Source organism: Mycobacterium sp. (assembly GCF_049647605.1).
In the GTDB taxonomy this organism is placed as follows: domain Bacteria; phylum Actinomycetota; class Actinomycetes; order Mycobacteriales; family Mycobacteriaceae; genus Mycobacterium.
Window position 1 is genome coordinate 35,370 of the sequence record NZ_JBARXZ010000024.1, and the last position, 13,716, is coordinate 49,085.

13 protein-coding genes are annotated in these 13,716 nt (G+C 67.3%); 9 read left to right on the forward strand and 4 right to left on the reverse strand.

Annotated features, from left to right (window positions below; genetic code table 11):
- The first annotated feature begins 4 nt into the window (after positions 1-4).
- Positions 5-478 carry a MarR family winged helix-turn-helix transcriptional regulator gene (locus tag WBB07_RS03220; protein ID WP_526304689.1) on the forward strand — a complete coding sequence of 158 codons (474 nt, stop codon included), beginning with the start codon at positions 5-7 and terminating at the stop codon, positions 476-478.
- On the opposite strand, the gene WBB07_RS03225 is transcribed toward WBB07_RS03220, so the two are convergent.
- The gene (locus WBB07_RS03225) at positions 465-2,057 is read right to left on the reverse strand and encodes a Na+/H+ antiporter (protein ID WP_526304691.1); all 1,593 of its coding nucleotides are present in this window, start codon (positions 2,055-2,057) and stop codon (positions 465-467) included. The genes WBB07_RS03220 and WBB07_RS03225 overlap by 14 nt on opposite strands.
- A gap of 45 nt (positions 2,058-2,102) precedes the next feature.
- On the opposite strand from WBB07_RS03225, the gene WBB07_RS03230 reads away from it, so the two are divergent.
- From WBB07_RS03230 to WBB07_RS03255, 6 genes are all read left to right on the forward strand, one after another.
- Complete coding sequence (locus tag WBB07_RS03230; protein WP_526304693.1) at positions 2,103-2,297, forward strand: hypothetical protein; 195 nt, start codon at positions 2,103-2,105, stop codon at positions 2,295-2,297.
- A 223-nt stretch (positions 2,298-2,520) separates the two neighbouring features.
- Positions 2,521-3,753, forward strand: coding sequence for a formate-dependent phosphoribosylglycinamide formyltransferase (gene purT / locus WBB07_RS03235; RefSeq protein WP_526304743.1), 1,233 nt, complete (start codon positions 2,521-2,523; stop codon positions 3,751-3,753).
- A 13-nt stretch (positions 3,754-3,766) separates the two neighbouring features.
- Positions 3,767-4,207: an Rv0361 family membrane protein gene (locus tag WBB07_RS03240; protein ID WP_526304695.1), complete on the forward strand. Its 441-nt coding sequence runs from the start codon at positions 3,767-3,769 to the stop codon at positions 4,205-4,207.
- 52 nt (positions 4,208-4,259) lie between these two features.
- Positions 4,260-4,673 (forward strand): rhodanese-like domain-containing protein, encoded by a 414-nt coding sequence (locus WBB07_RS03245; RefSeq protein WP_526304697.1) that lies wholly within the window; start codon positions 4,260-4,262, stop codon positions 4,671-4,673.
- Positions 4,670-5,881, forward strand: a complete 1,212-nt coding sequence (locus WBB07_RS03250) for an O-succinylhomoserine sulfhydrylase (RefSeq protein ID WP_526304699.1) — start codon at positions 4,670-4,672, stop codon at positions 5,879-5,881. Before WBB07_RS03245 ends, WBB07_RS03250 begins: the two co-directional genes overlap by 4 nt.
- A 49-nt stretch (positions 5,882-5,930) precedes the next feature.
- Positions 5,931-8,558, forward strand: coding sequence for a helix-turn-helix transcriptional regulator (locus tag WBB07_RS03255; protein WP_526304701.1), 2,628 nt, complete (start codon positions 5,931-5,933; stop codon positions 8,556-8,558).
- 20 nt (positions 8,559-8,578) lie between these two features.
- On the opposite strand, the gene WBB07_RS03260 is transcribed toward WBB07_RS03255, so the two are convergent.
- Entirely contained in the window at positions 8,579-9,442 is an 864-nt protein-coding gene (locus tag WBB07_RS03260; protein WP_526304703.1) for an SDR family NAD(P)-dependent oxidoreductase, read from the reverse strand.
- Positions 9,443-9,599: 157 nt separating this feature from the next.
- Between WBB07_RS03260 and WBB07_RS03265 the strand changes: the two genes are divergently transcribed.
- The gene (locus tag WBB07_RS03265) at positions 9,600-10,742 is read left to right on the forward strand and encodes an LLM class flavin-dependent oxidoreductase (RefSeq protein WP_526304705.1); all 1,143 of its coding nucleotides are present in this window, start codon (positions 9,600-9,602) and stop codon (positions 10,740-10,742) included.
- Positions 10,743-10,747: 5 nt separating this feature from the next.
- Here WBB07_RS03265 and WBB07_RS03270 read toward each other — a convergent pair whose 3' ends face one another.
- Entirely contained in the window at positions 10,748-11,494 is a 747-nt protein-coding gene (locus WBB07_RS03270) for an MBL fold metallo-hydrolase (protein ID WP_526304707.1), read from the reverse strand.
- 171 nt (positions 11,495-11,665) lie between these two features.
- Here WBB07_RS03270 and fgd point away from each other — a divergent pair, with 171 nt between their 5' ends.
- Positions 11,666-12,676: a glucose-6-phosphate dehydrogenase (coenzyme-F420) gene (fgd, locus tag WBB07_RS03275; RefSeq protein ID WP_526304709.1), complete on the forward strand. Its 1,011-nt coding sequence runs from the start codon at positions 11,666-11,668 to the stop codon at positions 12,674-12,676.
- Here fgd and WBB07_RS03280 read toward each other — a convergent pair.
- Positions 12,673-13,662, reverse strand: a complete 990-nt coding sequence (locus WBB07_RS03280) for an IS481 family transposase (RefSeq protein ID WP_526304711.1) — start codon at positions 13,660-13,662, stop codon at positions 12,673-12,675. The two genes, fgd and WBB07_RS03280, sit on opposite strands and share 4 nt — an antisense overlap.
- Positions 13,663-13,716: the final 54 nt, after the last annotated feature.

Below are 13,716 nucleotides of genomic sequence, written 5' to 3' on the forward strand. Positions count from 1 at the left end.
AGCTGTGACGGACCGCGCCCATCTCGAAGGCCTGATCGCCGCGGATGTCCGCGCGCTGTCGGCGGAGTCGGAACAGGTCGGGCGGTCGTTCGCCGGGTTGCACGATCTGACCGCCACCGACTTCCGGGCACTGCTGCACATCCTGGTCGCCGACGACGGCGGCACGCCGTTGACGGCGGGGGACCTGCGTAACCGGATGGGTCTCTCGGGGGCGGCGATCACCTACCTCGTCGAGCGGATGATCGAATCCGGGCACATCCGCCGAGAATCCGATCCGGCCGACCGGCGCAAGGTGATCCTGCGCTACGACGAGCCCGGGATGAGCGTTGCGCGCGCCTTCTTCACCCCGCTGGCGCACCATACGCACACGGCGCTGGCCGAGCTGCACGACGACGATCTGGAGGCCGCCCACCGGGTCTTCGCCGCCCTCATCGATGCCATGCGGGCCTTTCAGGGCGGACTGGTCAATCCCGGTTGAGCGTCGCCTCTTCCAGATCGAGACCGTGCAACATCGAACGAAGCACCTCGTCGTCGATGCGTTCCTCATCGCGCTCGGTGATCAGCGCGGCCCGTTCGGCGGCCAGCATCTCCAGCCGCAGCCGGCGGAACGCGGCCGCGGGACTCTCGCCCAACCCCTCGGTGTCGCTGCCCAACCCGTCCCAGCCGGCATCACCACGATTGGCGTTCCAGCGCCGCAGCACCTCGGCGGCCCGTTCCTGCACGTACGAAGTCTCGCCGGACTCGCGCTCCTCGGCGATCAACTGATCGAGGCGTTCGGCGGCAGCGGCGGTGGCGCGGGTCTGGGCGGCGGCAGCGCGTATCGCATCGGTCTGCACTTCGTCGCTCTGCACGCCGAGCCGGCGGATCAGCCAGGGCAAGGTCAACCCGTGCAGCAGCAAGGTGCCGATCACCACCACAAACGTCAGGAACACCAGTTGTGGCCGTCCGGGCAGCGCGTCGCCGGCCAGCGTGCTCATCGGCACCGCAAACGCCGCCGCCAGCGACACCACGCCGCGCATCCCCGCCCAGGCGACGATGAACACCTGTGCGGGCCGCGGGCTCGGCCCATTCCGGGCACCGGAAACGCGTGGCAGGTAGGCGACCAGGAACACCCACACGATCCGGACCCCGATCACCGTCGCCAGCACCCCCAAGGAAGCCACCGCCAGCGTTGCCGCGGAAATCCCGGCCAGCTCACCGACGACCTTCGGCAACTGCAAACCGATCAGCAGGAACGCAAACGACTCCAGCAGCAGCTGCAGCGCGCGCCACACCGCGTCGTCCTGCAGCCGGGTCGCGTAGCTGGCGCGGGTGGCGCGCTGACCGACAACCAGCGCCGCCGAAACGACTGCCAGCACTCCGGAACCCTGCAGCTCCTCGGCGATCAAATAGATCAGGAACGGTGCGACCAGGCCGATCGCGCTCTCGACCAGCGGGTCCTCCAACCGCGCGCGGGCGTAGACGATCAGCTGGCCCAGCACGATGCCGATCACCACTCCACACGCGACCGCCAGGGCGAAGGTGCCGACCGCGCTCTCCCAGCTGGTTGCGGCTCCGATCGTCGCGGCCAACGCCACCTTGTAGGCAGTCAGCGCGGTGGCGTCGTTGAGCAGCGATTCGCCGCCCAGCAGGGTCATCATCCGCCGCGGCAACCCCAAGCGGCGCCCGATCGCCGTCGCCGACACCGCATCCGGTGGTGCGACGATCGCGCCCAGGGTGAGGGCGGCGGCCAGTGTGAGATCGGGCACCAGCTGGTAGGCGACGATGCCGACGGCGGCCGTCGTCGCCAACGGCAACCCGACCGCCAGCATGCCGATGTTGCGCCGGTTGCGGCGCAGGTTCACATAGGAGCTCTCCAGCCCGGCCGACCACAACAGCGGCGGCAGCAGGACAAACAGCACCACGTCCGGCTCGAGGCTGATCACCGGCACTCCGGGAATGAGCCCGATGGCCAGACCCGCGATCACCAGGAGCAGCGGAGAGGACAGGTTGAACCGCCGTGCCAGCGCAGCTACCAGCACGGCACTCACCAGCACCGCCAACGTCTGGGTACCCATGTCCGTCGGACCTCCTCACTCCGCAACCTATCCTTGGACAGCAGAATGCAGGATCACAGCCAGGAGGTGCTCGAGGTGCGGTTCTCCCGGCAGCAGCTTGCGCGCCGGCCCATCCGGACATGCGGGGCCGAAGCCGGCTGTGTGCACCTGCGGGCGGCCGCAGGTGTCGAGCACCCGTCGCTGGAGCTATGTCGACCTGGAGTTGATGGCATGACCGACAAGCGAGTGGTGCGTGGATGAGCGTGGGAGTGGATCGCCGGTGACTGACGAGCCGGCACCGGATGTGACGAGCGGGGACGTGACAGCAGAGGACGTGACGGTGGTAGCTGCCGAGGGCGACGACCCTGAACAGTCCGAAGACACGGAGCCTTCCGAGCTGTCCGGAGACAGCGAGCCACCCCAAACCGGCGAGTCCTCGGAAACCACTGGGTCCTTTGAAACCACGGAGCCCTCGAAAGAGGTCGTGCTCTTGCCCGAGGCGGCGTGGCCTGCGCGCCGATCGCCCACCGTGCTGCTGCTCGGGGCCGGCGAGTACGGCCGCGACCTGGTGAGCGCCTTCCAGCAGCTTGCGGCAGTGGTGGTGGCCGCCGACAGCTACGCCGACGCCCCGGGGCATTCCGTCGCCGACGAGGCTGCGGTGGTCGAGCTGACCGATTTCGAGCAGCTCTCGGCGCTGATCGAACGGGTGCAGGCCGACTTCGTGGTGACGGCAACAGACGCGGTGGCTGCCGACGCACTGGCCGCCGCGGCCGACGGCGGACTCGCCGACGTGGTGCCCAACGCGCGCAGTGCTCGGCTGTCGCTGGACCGCGAGGGCCTGCGCCGGTTGGCCGCCGACGACCTCGGCCTGCCGACGGCGCCCTTCTGGTTCGCGGGCTCGGCCGAGGAACTCATCGCGATCGCCGACCACGCCGGCTTCCCGCTGGTGGTCAAGCCGCTGGTCGCCCTGCCGGGCGAGGGACAGTCGGTGCTGCTGCGGCCCGACGACGTCGAACCGGCCTGGGACCGCGCCATCTCGGCCGGTGGCAGCTTTCCCCACAACAGGGTGCTCGCCGAGACCGTCGTCGAGATCGACTACGAGGTCACCCTGCTGACGGTGCGCACCGGGGATGCCCCGGGCACCCTGCACTTCTGTGAGCCGATCGGGCACCGGCAGGTCGACGGCTTCTCCGGTGAACTGGTGCTGGAATCCTGGCAGCCGCAACCGATGACCGCGGCCTCGCTGGATGCCGCGACGTCGATCGCCGCCCGGGTTGTGAACGCACTCGGCGGTCGTGGAGTGTTTGCCGTCGAACTGCTGGTCCGCGGTGACGAGGTGTACTTCTCCGATGTGACGGCCCGGCCCACCGACAGTGGCGTGGTGACGCTGCGTTCGCAACGGCTCAGCGTGTACGAGTTGCATGCGCGTGCGGTGCTGGGACTGCCGGTGGACACCATCATGATCTCGCCCGGGGCCGCCGAGCTGGTGTACGGCACCACCCCGACAACACTCGACGGCGCCGGGCTGATCACCGGCCTGGGCGGCGCGTTGCGCACCCCCGAGAGTGACGCCCGGGTGTACACCCGCCGCGACGGGTATCCGGCCTCGGCCCGGCGTCGTCTGGGGTTGGCGCTGTCCACCGCCTCCGATGTCACCACCGCCCGGGACCGGGTCCGTCAGGTGTCCACCGCGCTACGTGAGCTGTGGCAAGAATGAGCAGGCATCTTCTGTGAAAGACAATTCCGACGAGTCCACCGAGTCCACCCCGTGGCCCTTCATAGGCGCTCTGGTGATCATCGTGCTGGTGATCGGCTACATCGGGTGGGCCACGCTGCTCGACAAGGACGAGGTTCCCGAGGTCGACGTGGTGGCCCAGGCCGCGATCGGGCAGAACGACGCGCTGCAGCGGGCCGACTACACCGATTTTCGCGCCTTCACCTGTGCCGAACACGCCGGTGAAGAAGCCGATGTGCTGAGCCGGCAACAGGATTCGGTCAACCAGCGGGGTGCCCGCTATGTCGACGGGGTGTCGGGAGTGGCGATCGACGGTGACCGGGCGACCGGCACCGTGATCTACCACTTCGACAACACCCCTGATGACTCGGTCGACACCGCGACGTCGTTCCTGCGTGAGGACGGCGTCTGGAAGGTGTGTTCGCCCGGGCCCTGATCAACGGGCACCACCGCCTCATGATGCTGCGTGGTGTGGAAAACTCGCCTTCGTGAGCTATGCAGGCGACATCACTCCCGAAGAGGCGTGGAAGATATTGAGCGACAATCCCGACGCTGTCCTCGTCGACTGTCGCACCGACGCCGAATGGAAATTCGTGGGTGTACCCGACCTGTCCGAACTCGGGCGGCAGGCGATCCTGATCGAATGGAACCGGGTCGACGGCACCCGCAATGAGCACTTCGCCGCTGACCTGACCGCCGCGGGGCTGGCTCCCGGTGAGCGCCCGGTGATCTTCCTGTGCCGCTCCGGCAACCGTTCGATCGGTGCCGCAGAGGCCGCCACCGCGGTGGGTATCGGGCCGTCGTACAACGTACTCGACGGTTTCGAAGGCCATCTCGACGGCAACGGGCATCGCGGCGGCAGCGGATGGCGAGCCATCGGTCTGCCGTGGGTGCAGTCATGACCCAGGTGCCCAGCGTCCGGATCCCGGCTCCGCTGCCCGACGGTGTCAGCCAGGCCACCATCGGGGTGCGCGGTGGCCTGCTGCGATCGGGATTCGAGGAGACCGCCGAGGCGATGTACCTGACCTCGGGGTACGTCTACGGTTCGGCGGCCGAGGCGGAGAAGGCATTCACCGGGGAGATCGACCGCTACGTCTACTCCCGTTACGGCAACCCCACCATTTCGATGTTCGAGGAGCGGTTGCGCCTCATCGAAGGTGCCCCGGCGGCGTTTGCGACGGCCACCGGTATGGCGGCGGTGTTCACTGCCCTGGGCGCGTTGTTGGGTGCCGGTGACCGGCTGGTGGCCGCGCGGAGCTTGTTCGGCTCGTGTTTTGTGGTGTGCAGCGAGATCCTGCCGCGGTGGGGTGTGGAGACGGTGTTCGTCGACGGTGAAGACCTCTCGCAGTGGGAGCAGGCCCTGTCGACACCCACCCAGGCGGTGTTCTTCGAAACCCCGTCCAATCCCATGCAGTCGCTGGTCGACATTGCCGCGGTCAGCGAGATGGCGCACGCTGCTGGTGCAAAAGTGGTGCTGGACAACGTTTTTGCCACTCCGTTGCTGCAGCAGGGGATGACGCTGGGTGCCGATGTGGTGGTGTACTCCGGTACCAAACACATCGACGGCCAGGGCCGGGTGCTCGGCGGTGCGATCCTGGGAGACCAGGAATACATCGACGGTCCGGTGCAGAAGCTGATGCGCCACACCGGTCCGGCGCTGAGCGCCTTCAATGCTTGGACCCTGCTCAAGGGGCTGGAGACTTTGGGGGTGCGTGTCGGCTACAGCAACACCTCGGCGCACCGGATCGCGGAGTTCCTCGAGGGTCACTCCCGGGTGTGCTGGGTCCGGTACCCGTTCCTGGACTCGCATCCTCAACACGATCTGGCCAAACGCCAGATGTCCGGCGGTGGCACCGTGGTCACCTTCGAGCTGGAGGGCGGCACCAAGGAGCGCGCGTTCGAGGTGCTCGACCGGTTGCAGATCATCGACATTTCCAACAACCTCGGTGATGCCAAGTCGTTGATCACGCATCCGGCGACCACTACTCACCGGGCGATGGGACCGGAGGGCCGCGCGGCCATCGGGCTCGGTGACGGCGTGGTGCGCATCTCGGTGGGGCTGGAGGGTACCGACGACCTGATCTCCGACCTGGAGCAGGCGCTGCGCTAGCTTCTCCCGATCCGGTCCAGATCGGATTTCCCGGGTCTATGCTGGGCCCGTGATCAGCGGTGACGCGCTGACCGGGCGGGACGCTGAACTGGCCGAGATGCGCCGTGTACTGAGCGGGGTGGGGAACTACGCCGGTGTGGTGATCGCTGGCGCTGCGGGTGTCGGCAAGACGCGGCTGGCGCGTGAACAACTGTTGTTGGCCACCGCTTCCGGGGTACGGACCAACTGGGTCGTCGGTACCGCGTCGGCGCGCCCGATACCGTTGGGTGCCTTCAGTATCACCCTGGGCGACACGGCCGCCGAGGCGGCCCCCAGCGTCCGTCGGGTCATCAATTCGCTTGTCGCCAGCCAACGTCGGGGCCGGGTTCTCATCGGTGTCGACGACGCTCATCTGCTCGACGGGTTCTCGGCCCATGTGGTGCACCAGTTGGCCCAAAGTGGCGAGGCCCGTCTGATTGTCACCGTCCGCACCGGGGCCGAAGCGCCCGATGCCATCAAGGCTCTGTGGAAGGACGGGCTGTTGGCGCGGTTCGATCTGGAGCCGTTGTCATCCGAGGACACCCGCTCGATGGTGGAGTCGGTTTTGTCCGGGCCTGTCGATTCCCTTAGCGCACACCGATTCTGGAGACTCACCGGCGGCAATGCCTTGTTCCTGCGGCAGCTGGTCAAGGATCAGGTGGCGGCGGGCAATCTTCGACAGGTGGCCGGGGTGTGGAGCTGGGACGGCGGGGTCGCGGTGTCGCAGAGCATGAGCGATCTTGTCGGAAGCCAATTGGGCCAACTGCCCGCAGGTCTTGCCCTGGTGGTCGACTTTCTGTCGCAGTGTGAACCACTCGACGTCGAACTGCTTGCAGATCTTGTTGGGCTGGAGCAGTTGGAAACCGCGGAACAGCTGCATCTGATCACGGTCGAGCGCACCAGCGACAGCCTGATCGCTCGATTGGCTCACCCACTGTTCGGCGAGTTGCGGCGAGCCGGCGCCGGCGAGATGTACCTGTCGAAATTGCGTGGTGCACTGGCCACTCGGATGTCCGAGTATGCCGACGACGACCCGCAGCGGACGGTCCGCCGGGCGTTGCTGGCGTTGGAGTCGGATCTGCCCCGGGACGGGGAGCTCTACTTGGCCGCGGCCCGGCACGCGATGCGCCTGCTGGACCTGGATCTGGCGCAGCGCCTGGCCGAGGCAGCCGGACCGGAATCAGAGGAGGCGGCAAAGCTGTTGGCCGTCAACAGATTCCTGGCAGGCAGCGGAGCGGAAGCCGAAGCCCATCTGGTTGGGCTCGCTGCAGCTGAGCGCGGTGATCGCTATCGCTGGGCGACGCTGCGCGCCGCAAACCAGGTGTGGATGCTCGGCAGCCCCGCCGACGCCGCGGGCGGCCTCGCGGCGCTGGCCCGCAACGGCGAGACGCCCACCGAGCGGGCGGCTCGCCTGGCGGTGGAGGCTTGTGTGGACGCAGTGTTCGCGCGGTGTGTGGATGCCGACGCCAAGGCGCGGGAAGCGCTGGATTCTGGCCTGCTGTCCGATCTCAACGCGATGATGGCCTCGGTGGCGCTGGTGATGGCGTGTGGCGCGTTGGGCCATGCCGAGGACATCACTCCGGTGGCCCGCGCCGCGCTGGACCGGGCGGCGCAGTCCTACGAGACGTCGCATCTGCGGTTCTGGTTCGGGGGTGTGTACGCGCGGGCGTGCCGGCTCACCGGCGCGATCGACGCGTGTCACCGAGCAGCCGAGCACCTGTATGGCTTGGCCAAGGAGATGCCGTCGCTGGCTTATGCGAACCTGGCGTTCCTGATGGGCCACGCCGAGTTGATGCGCGGTGAGCTGCGGTCGGCCGAGCGGCTGCTCCACGAGGCGCTGGCCGGCGTCGAGCGCCACGGTGTCACCACCGGATTGCGACCCGCATGCACGTTTGCCCTGGCCGAGACCCATGCCAAACTCGGGGAGCCCGCCGCTGCGGCAGATATGCTGGCTCAGGCGCGGCGGGCGGTCAGGCCGGAGTTCTTGTTCATGCAAACGGGTTTCGCGTTGGCCACCGGCTGGGCCTTGGCTGCCGCCGGGTCCCTGACAGCAGCGATCGGCACCGTTCTTGCCGAGGCGGACATGGCGGCCGAGCGGGGGCAGCCGACGCATGAGCTGGCCTGCCTGCAGGCCGCGATCCAGTGGGGTGCCACCGAAGAGCTGGGTGAAGTTGTCTGCCGCACCAGGAAGCTGGCCGACCGGCTGAACCTGCCGTTGGCCGATGCCGTTGCGCTGCACGCGGAATCGCTGGAGGGCCGCGACGGTGAAGGTCTGCTGGCGGCGTCGGCGGCGTATCAGGCGCTGGGGGACCGGGCAACGGCCGCCGACGCTGCCGCCCAGGCTGCCGTCACGCTGACCGGTGCGCAGCTGCGCAGTCGAGGTTTGTTCGCGGCCGCGATCGCCCAACAACTGGCGCAGGACTGTGGTGGCCTGTCCACCCCGGCTACCCGGACCCCGGTGACACCGACGCCGTTGACCGGCCGACAGCGTGAAATCGCGGAGATGGTGGCGGCCGGGCTGTCCAACCGGCAGATCGCCGATCGGTTGGTCAGCTCGGTGCGCACGGTGGAGGGGCACATCTACCGAGCCTGCCAGCGGGTCGGAGCGTCATCGAGGGAGGAACTCGCCAGCATCCTGCGCCGTGGCGGAATGACCTGAGGCGGTGCAGGTTCGGCGACTCAGCTGTTGTTGTTGTCGACGACACCGACGGCGGTTTGTGCTCGCTGGTCATAGGTTGCCCGCGCTCCGGCGTCGAAGTTCAGGAAAACCGTGTCGTTGCCGAGCTTCTTGGTGAGCCAGCGCCGGGTCCGGGGTGAGAGCAGCGCGGTCAAGATACCGACGTAGCGCAGGGGACCCGGTACCGAGAGATGGGTGATGTCGGGGTGGTCCAACACCTTGATGACCCCCGCGGCGATCTCCTCGGGCTGCACCGGTTTTTGTGCACCCGTTCCTTTTGTGCCGGAGATGAGTTCGGTGTTGGTGAAGGTGGGCATCACGACGCTGACGTTGACGCCCTGGGGTGCAAATTCGTCCGCCAGGGCGGTGGTCAGGCCGACGACGGCGAACTTGGTGCCGGCGTAGACAGCTTGTCCGGGGACGGCGACAACACCGGCCAGTGACGCGATGTTGACAACGTGGCCCCGGCGGCGCTTGACCATCTCGGGCAGGACCAGTTGGCTGCCGGTCAGCACCCCGTAGAAGTTGACCTCTATCGAGGTGCGGATGGCCTGTTCGGAGGCGTCCAGGAACGGCCCGATGGGCATCACGCCCGCGTTGTTGACGAGGACGTCGATGTGGCCACCGCCGTCGGCGCGGGCCTTGTCGAGGAAGGTCTTGAACGACTCGCGGTCGGTGACGTCGACGGGGTAGCCGCTGATCTGTCCTCGGCGGTTGAGGTCGGTGACCGCCCTGTCGAGCACGGCGACGTCGCGGTCGCCGATGACAACTCGAGCGCCCCGCGCCAGGAGTGCCTTCGCGGTGGCCAGGCCGATGCCGCGGGCGGCGCCGGTGATCACGATCGTCTTGCCGCTGATGTTGTCCATGAGCGAAAACTTTACACCTGTCAAGTTTTGGTCGACAAGGGCGGCTGGGCGCGGCGACCACCGCGGATTTTTGCTCACGGCGAGCAAAAGTCCAGGTCAGGAATGCGCAACCCGATCCGACGTTGGATCCTGGAGTGATGACCGCAAAATTGCCGCGATGAGTGTCCGACTGCCGCGCACCACGACGGGGGCTGTCCCGCTCGCGGTGCTCGATCTGGCGCCGGTCAGCGCGGGCTCGGATGTGCCGACCGCGCTGCGCAACACCGTGGACCTGGCCCGGCGGGCCGAGGAGTGGGGCTTCTCGCGCTATTGGGTCGCCGAGCATCACTTCGCCGCCGTGGCCAGCTCGTCGCCCGCGGTGCTGATCGGTCAGATCGCGGCCGCGACCACCACCATCGCGGTCGGCGCCGCGGCAGTTCAACTGGGTTTCACCACTGCCTCGGCGGTGGTCGAGAGCTTCGGCATGCTCGAGGCCTTCTATCCGGGCCGTATCGACCTCGGCGTCGGCCGCTCGGGTCAGCGGCGGGCCGAGGCGCGCCGCCGGGCGCCGCACGATCCGGAGAACCAGCCGCAGTGGCGGGAGATCGACGGTGTGGTGGTGCCGGCACCCTTCGATGTGAGCGTGCTGATGGGCAGCGAGCGCCTCCGGGTGACTACGTCGTTGTTGCAGCCCGGTGCGGTGGTCCCCGACTTCGCCGACCAGGTGCGCGATATCGTCGCGATGTTCGACGGAACGTTCAGCACCGCAGGCTTGCCCGTGCACGCGGTTCCCGGCGACCGCAGCTCGCTGACCCCATGGGTGTTCGGCAGCAGCGCCGGGCAGAGCGCTCAGGTCGCCGGGCGGTTAGGGCTGCCGTTCGTGGCCAGCTACCACATCACGCCGGCTTCCGCCCTGGACGCGATCAGTAGCTACCGCACTGCGTTCTGTCCATCGGAACGGCTGTCGTCGCCGTATGTGGTGGTGTCCGCGGATGTGTTGGCCGCCGATGACGGCGCCACGGCGCGCCGGCTGGCGTCGAGTTACGGGCACTGGGTCTACGCCATCCGCGACAGTGGTGCGGCAGTGCCGTATCCGGACCCGGACACCGTCGCACCACTGACGGACCAGCAGCAGGCGATCGTCGCCGACCGCACCGCCACTCAGTTCGTCGGTGACGCTGCGGAGGTTGCGGCACGGTTGGCGGCGCTGCAACGCGTCACCGGTGCAGACGAACTGGTGATCACCTCGGTGGCGCACGACCATCAGGACCGGCTGCGAAGCCACGAGCTGATCGCCAGGCAATGGGGTCTGACCGGCTGACCCGGTCAGACCTGGGGCATCGCCTGTTGTGTCATCTCGCCGATCGGTCCCCGCCAGATGTCGCCGTGACCGGGGACCAGGACGTCGGTCTCCAGCGTGGCGAGCGCGGCCAGGCTACGCACGCAGTCGGTTTGGTCGTGGTTGAACACCTTGTGTAGCAACTGTGGTCCGCGCCGCGCAGACGTCGGGTGTCCGGTTACCAGCGCATCCCCGCTGAGCAGCACCCCGTCGACCAGATAGGAACAGTGTCCGCCGGTGTGTCCTGGAGTCGGTATCGGGATCGGATGACCGGGCAGCCCCGCCGCAACTTCTTCGGTGAGTGCCTGCGTAGCCGGGATCCCGTCGTGGACAAACGCGCCCTTGCCGATGATGTCCCAGGACCACCGCAGCCATCGTGGCTGCCAGGCGTGCCTGGCGACATCCAGCGGGGAGGCCTGCTCCAGATAATCGCGTCTCGCGTGGCCGACTTCACCTGCGTGGCAGTACACCGGCGTGCCGTATTCGTCGGCCAGCTCGATCGCGGTACCGAGATGATCGATATGTGCGTGCGTCAACAGAACTGCGCGCACGTCTTCGGCGCCATAACCCAATTGCCGGATCGAGGCCAGCACCTCGGCGCGCTGTCCGGGAAACCCGGCGTCGACCAGGATGAGGCCGGTGCTGTCGACGACAAGTGTCCAGTTCACCAGTGGGGTCCGGGCGAGATGCACACTGTCGGTCACCGGAAGGAGATCGAAGGCGGCGGTTGCCATGCTTGGAGAGTCTAGAGCCGGGCGACGATGCGGGTGCGAGGGACGAGTGCCCGGGGAGGAGAGCCGGCGTGGGTGGGTCTAGAGCCGGGCGGCGATGCGGGTGCGAGGACGAAACCGAGGTTTGGCGCGGGCGGTGGTGACCTGCGCCATGGTGGGGAGTACAAAAGAGTTGTGGCTGAACTGAGACTTGGGTACAAGGCGTCGGCGGAGCAATTTGCACCACGTGAGTTGGTGGAACTGGCGGTCGCGGCCGAGGCACACGGGATGGACAGTGCGACGGTCAGTGATCATTTTCAGCCGTGGCGTCATGAAGGTGGACATGCACCGTTCTCGCTGGCGTGGATGACGGCGGTCGGGGAGCGCACCGAGAGACTGATTTTGGGGACGTCGGTGTTGACGCCGACGTTCCGTTACAACCCGGCGGTGATCGCCCAGGCGTTTGCGACCATGGGGTGTCTGTACCCGGACCGGATCTTCCTCGGGGTGGGCACCGGCGAGGCGCTCAATGAGATCGCCACCGGTTATGAGGGGGAGTGGCCGGAGTTCAAGGAGCGCTACGCGCGCCTGCGTGAGTCGGTCCGCTTGATGCGTGAGCTGTGGCTTGGCGACCGTGTCGACTTCGACGGCGACTACTACAAGACCAAGGGCGCCTCCATCTACGACGTGCCCGAGGGCGGTATCCCGATTTACATCGCCGCGGGCGGGCCACAGGTGGCCAAGTACGCCGGCCGTGCCGGCGACGGTTTCATCTGCACCTCCGGCAAGGGGGCAGAGCTCTACCAGGACAAGCTGATCCCGGCGATGCGCGAGGGTGCCGAGGCTGCGGGCAAGAACCCGCAAGACGTGGACCGGATGATCGAGATCAAGATCTCCTACGACACCGATCCGGAACTGGCGCTGGAGAACACCCGGTTCTGGGCACCGTTGTCGCTGACCGCCGAGCAGAAGCACTCCATCGACGATCCGATCGAGATGGAGAAGGCCGCCGATGCGCTGCCCATCGAGCAGGTGGCCAAGCGCTGGATCGTCGCCTCGGATCCGGACGAGGCCGTCGCCAAGGTCAAGGACTACGTGGACTGGGGCTTGAACCACCTGGTGTTCCATGCCCCAGGCCACGATCAGCGACGCTTCCTGGAGCTGTTCCAGCGGGATCTGGAACCCCGGTTGCGGAAGCTGGCCTAGCTGTACTGACTTGAGAGGTTAGGTACACAGCTAGCGGGTGTTTTGCCTCCGAGTGCGGTGTGGCCGCGGTGGTGATTGTAGGTGTGCAGCCAGATCGGGTACTCGGCGCAGCGTTCGGCGTCGCTGGTGTAGAGCCGCGCGTAGGCCCATTCGTCGGCCAGGGTGCGGTGGAACCGCTCGATCTTGCCGTTGGTCTGGGGACGGTAGGGCCTGGTTCGGCGATGCTCGATACCGTCGAGCGCGTCGCGGAAGGCAAACGATCTATAGCAGGAACCGTTGTCGGTCAACACTTTTCGTACGATGATGCCGCGGTCAGTGAACCAGGCGTTGGCCCGAATCCAGAAGTCCGAAGCGGTGTCTTTGCGTTCGTCGGCCAGGATCTCGCTGTAGACCAGCCGGGAGTGCGCATCGATGGCCGAGTGCAAGAAGTGATGCCCTCGCAGCGGATCGCCGTGCCTGCCGCGACGTCCTGAACTCTTATCGGCCCTGGAGTTGTGGTTGCCTTGGGTGCGGCCCAGCATCCGCCATCCGCCGCCGGCGGGGATCTTGCCGAGCTTCTTGATATCGACATGGACCAGCTCGCCGCAGGCAGTGGTCCTAATCCGTCGGATGATGCGCCCGGTCGCACGGTCGAGCCAGCGCAGCTTGGCCAGACCGTAGCGGGTCAGGACGCGGTGGACAGTGGAGACGTTGAGGCCCAGTAGGTAGGCAATGCGCGCAGGTCCCCAGCGACGGAGGACGCGCACCTTGATGATGCGGCGCTCAGTGCGCGTGGGCGTTCGGTTCGGGCTGCGATGGGGCCGTGAGCTGCGGTCGACCATCCCGGCCTCGCCCAATTCGCGGTAGCGCCCGGCCCAGCGTGCCGCGGTGGTCACGGCGACCTGGAACCGTTCGGCAGCTCGCCGAAGCGACCAGCCGTCCTCGACCACACAACGAGCCAGACGCAGGCGTCCGGTTTCAGACAAGGGGGCATTACGGTGGGACACGAAGACCTCCGAGATCGGTGAGCGTTCCTAGACAGCTCGCACTCCACTCGGAGG

Excerpts from the sequence above, each read along its gene's own strand:
- WBB07_RS03260 (WP_526304703.1), bottom strand. The coding sequence starts at position 9,442 with ATGGACAACATCAGCGGCAAGACGATCGTGATCACCGGCGCCGCCCGC.
- WBB07_RS03225 (WP_526304691.1), bottom strand. The coding sequence starts at position 2,057 with ATGGGTACCCAGACGTTGGCGGTGCTGGTGAGTGCCGTGCTGGTAGCT.
- WBB07_RS03230 (WP_526304693.1), top strand. The coding sequence starts at position 2,103 with ATGCAGGATCACAGCCAGGAGGTGCTCGAGGTGCGGTTCTCCCGGCAG.
- WBB07_RS03270 (WP_526304707.1), bottom strand. The coding sequence starts at position 11,494 with ATGGCAACCGCCGCCTTCGATCTCCTTCCGGTGACCGACAGTGTGCAT.
- WBB07_RS03265 (WP_526304705.1), top strand. The coding sequence starts at position 9,600 with ATGAGTGTCCGACTGCCGCGCACCACGACGGGGGCTGTCCCGCTCGCG.
- WBB07_RS03250 (WP_526304699.1), top strand. The coding sequence starts at position 4,670 with ATGACCCAGGTGCCCAGCGTCCGGATCCCGGCTCCGCTGCCCGACGGT.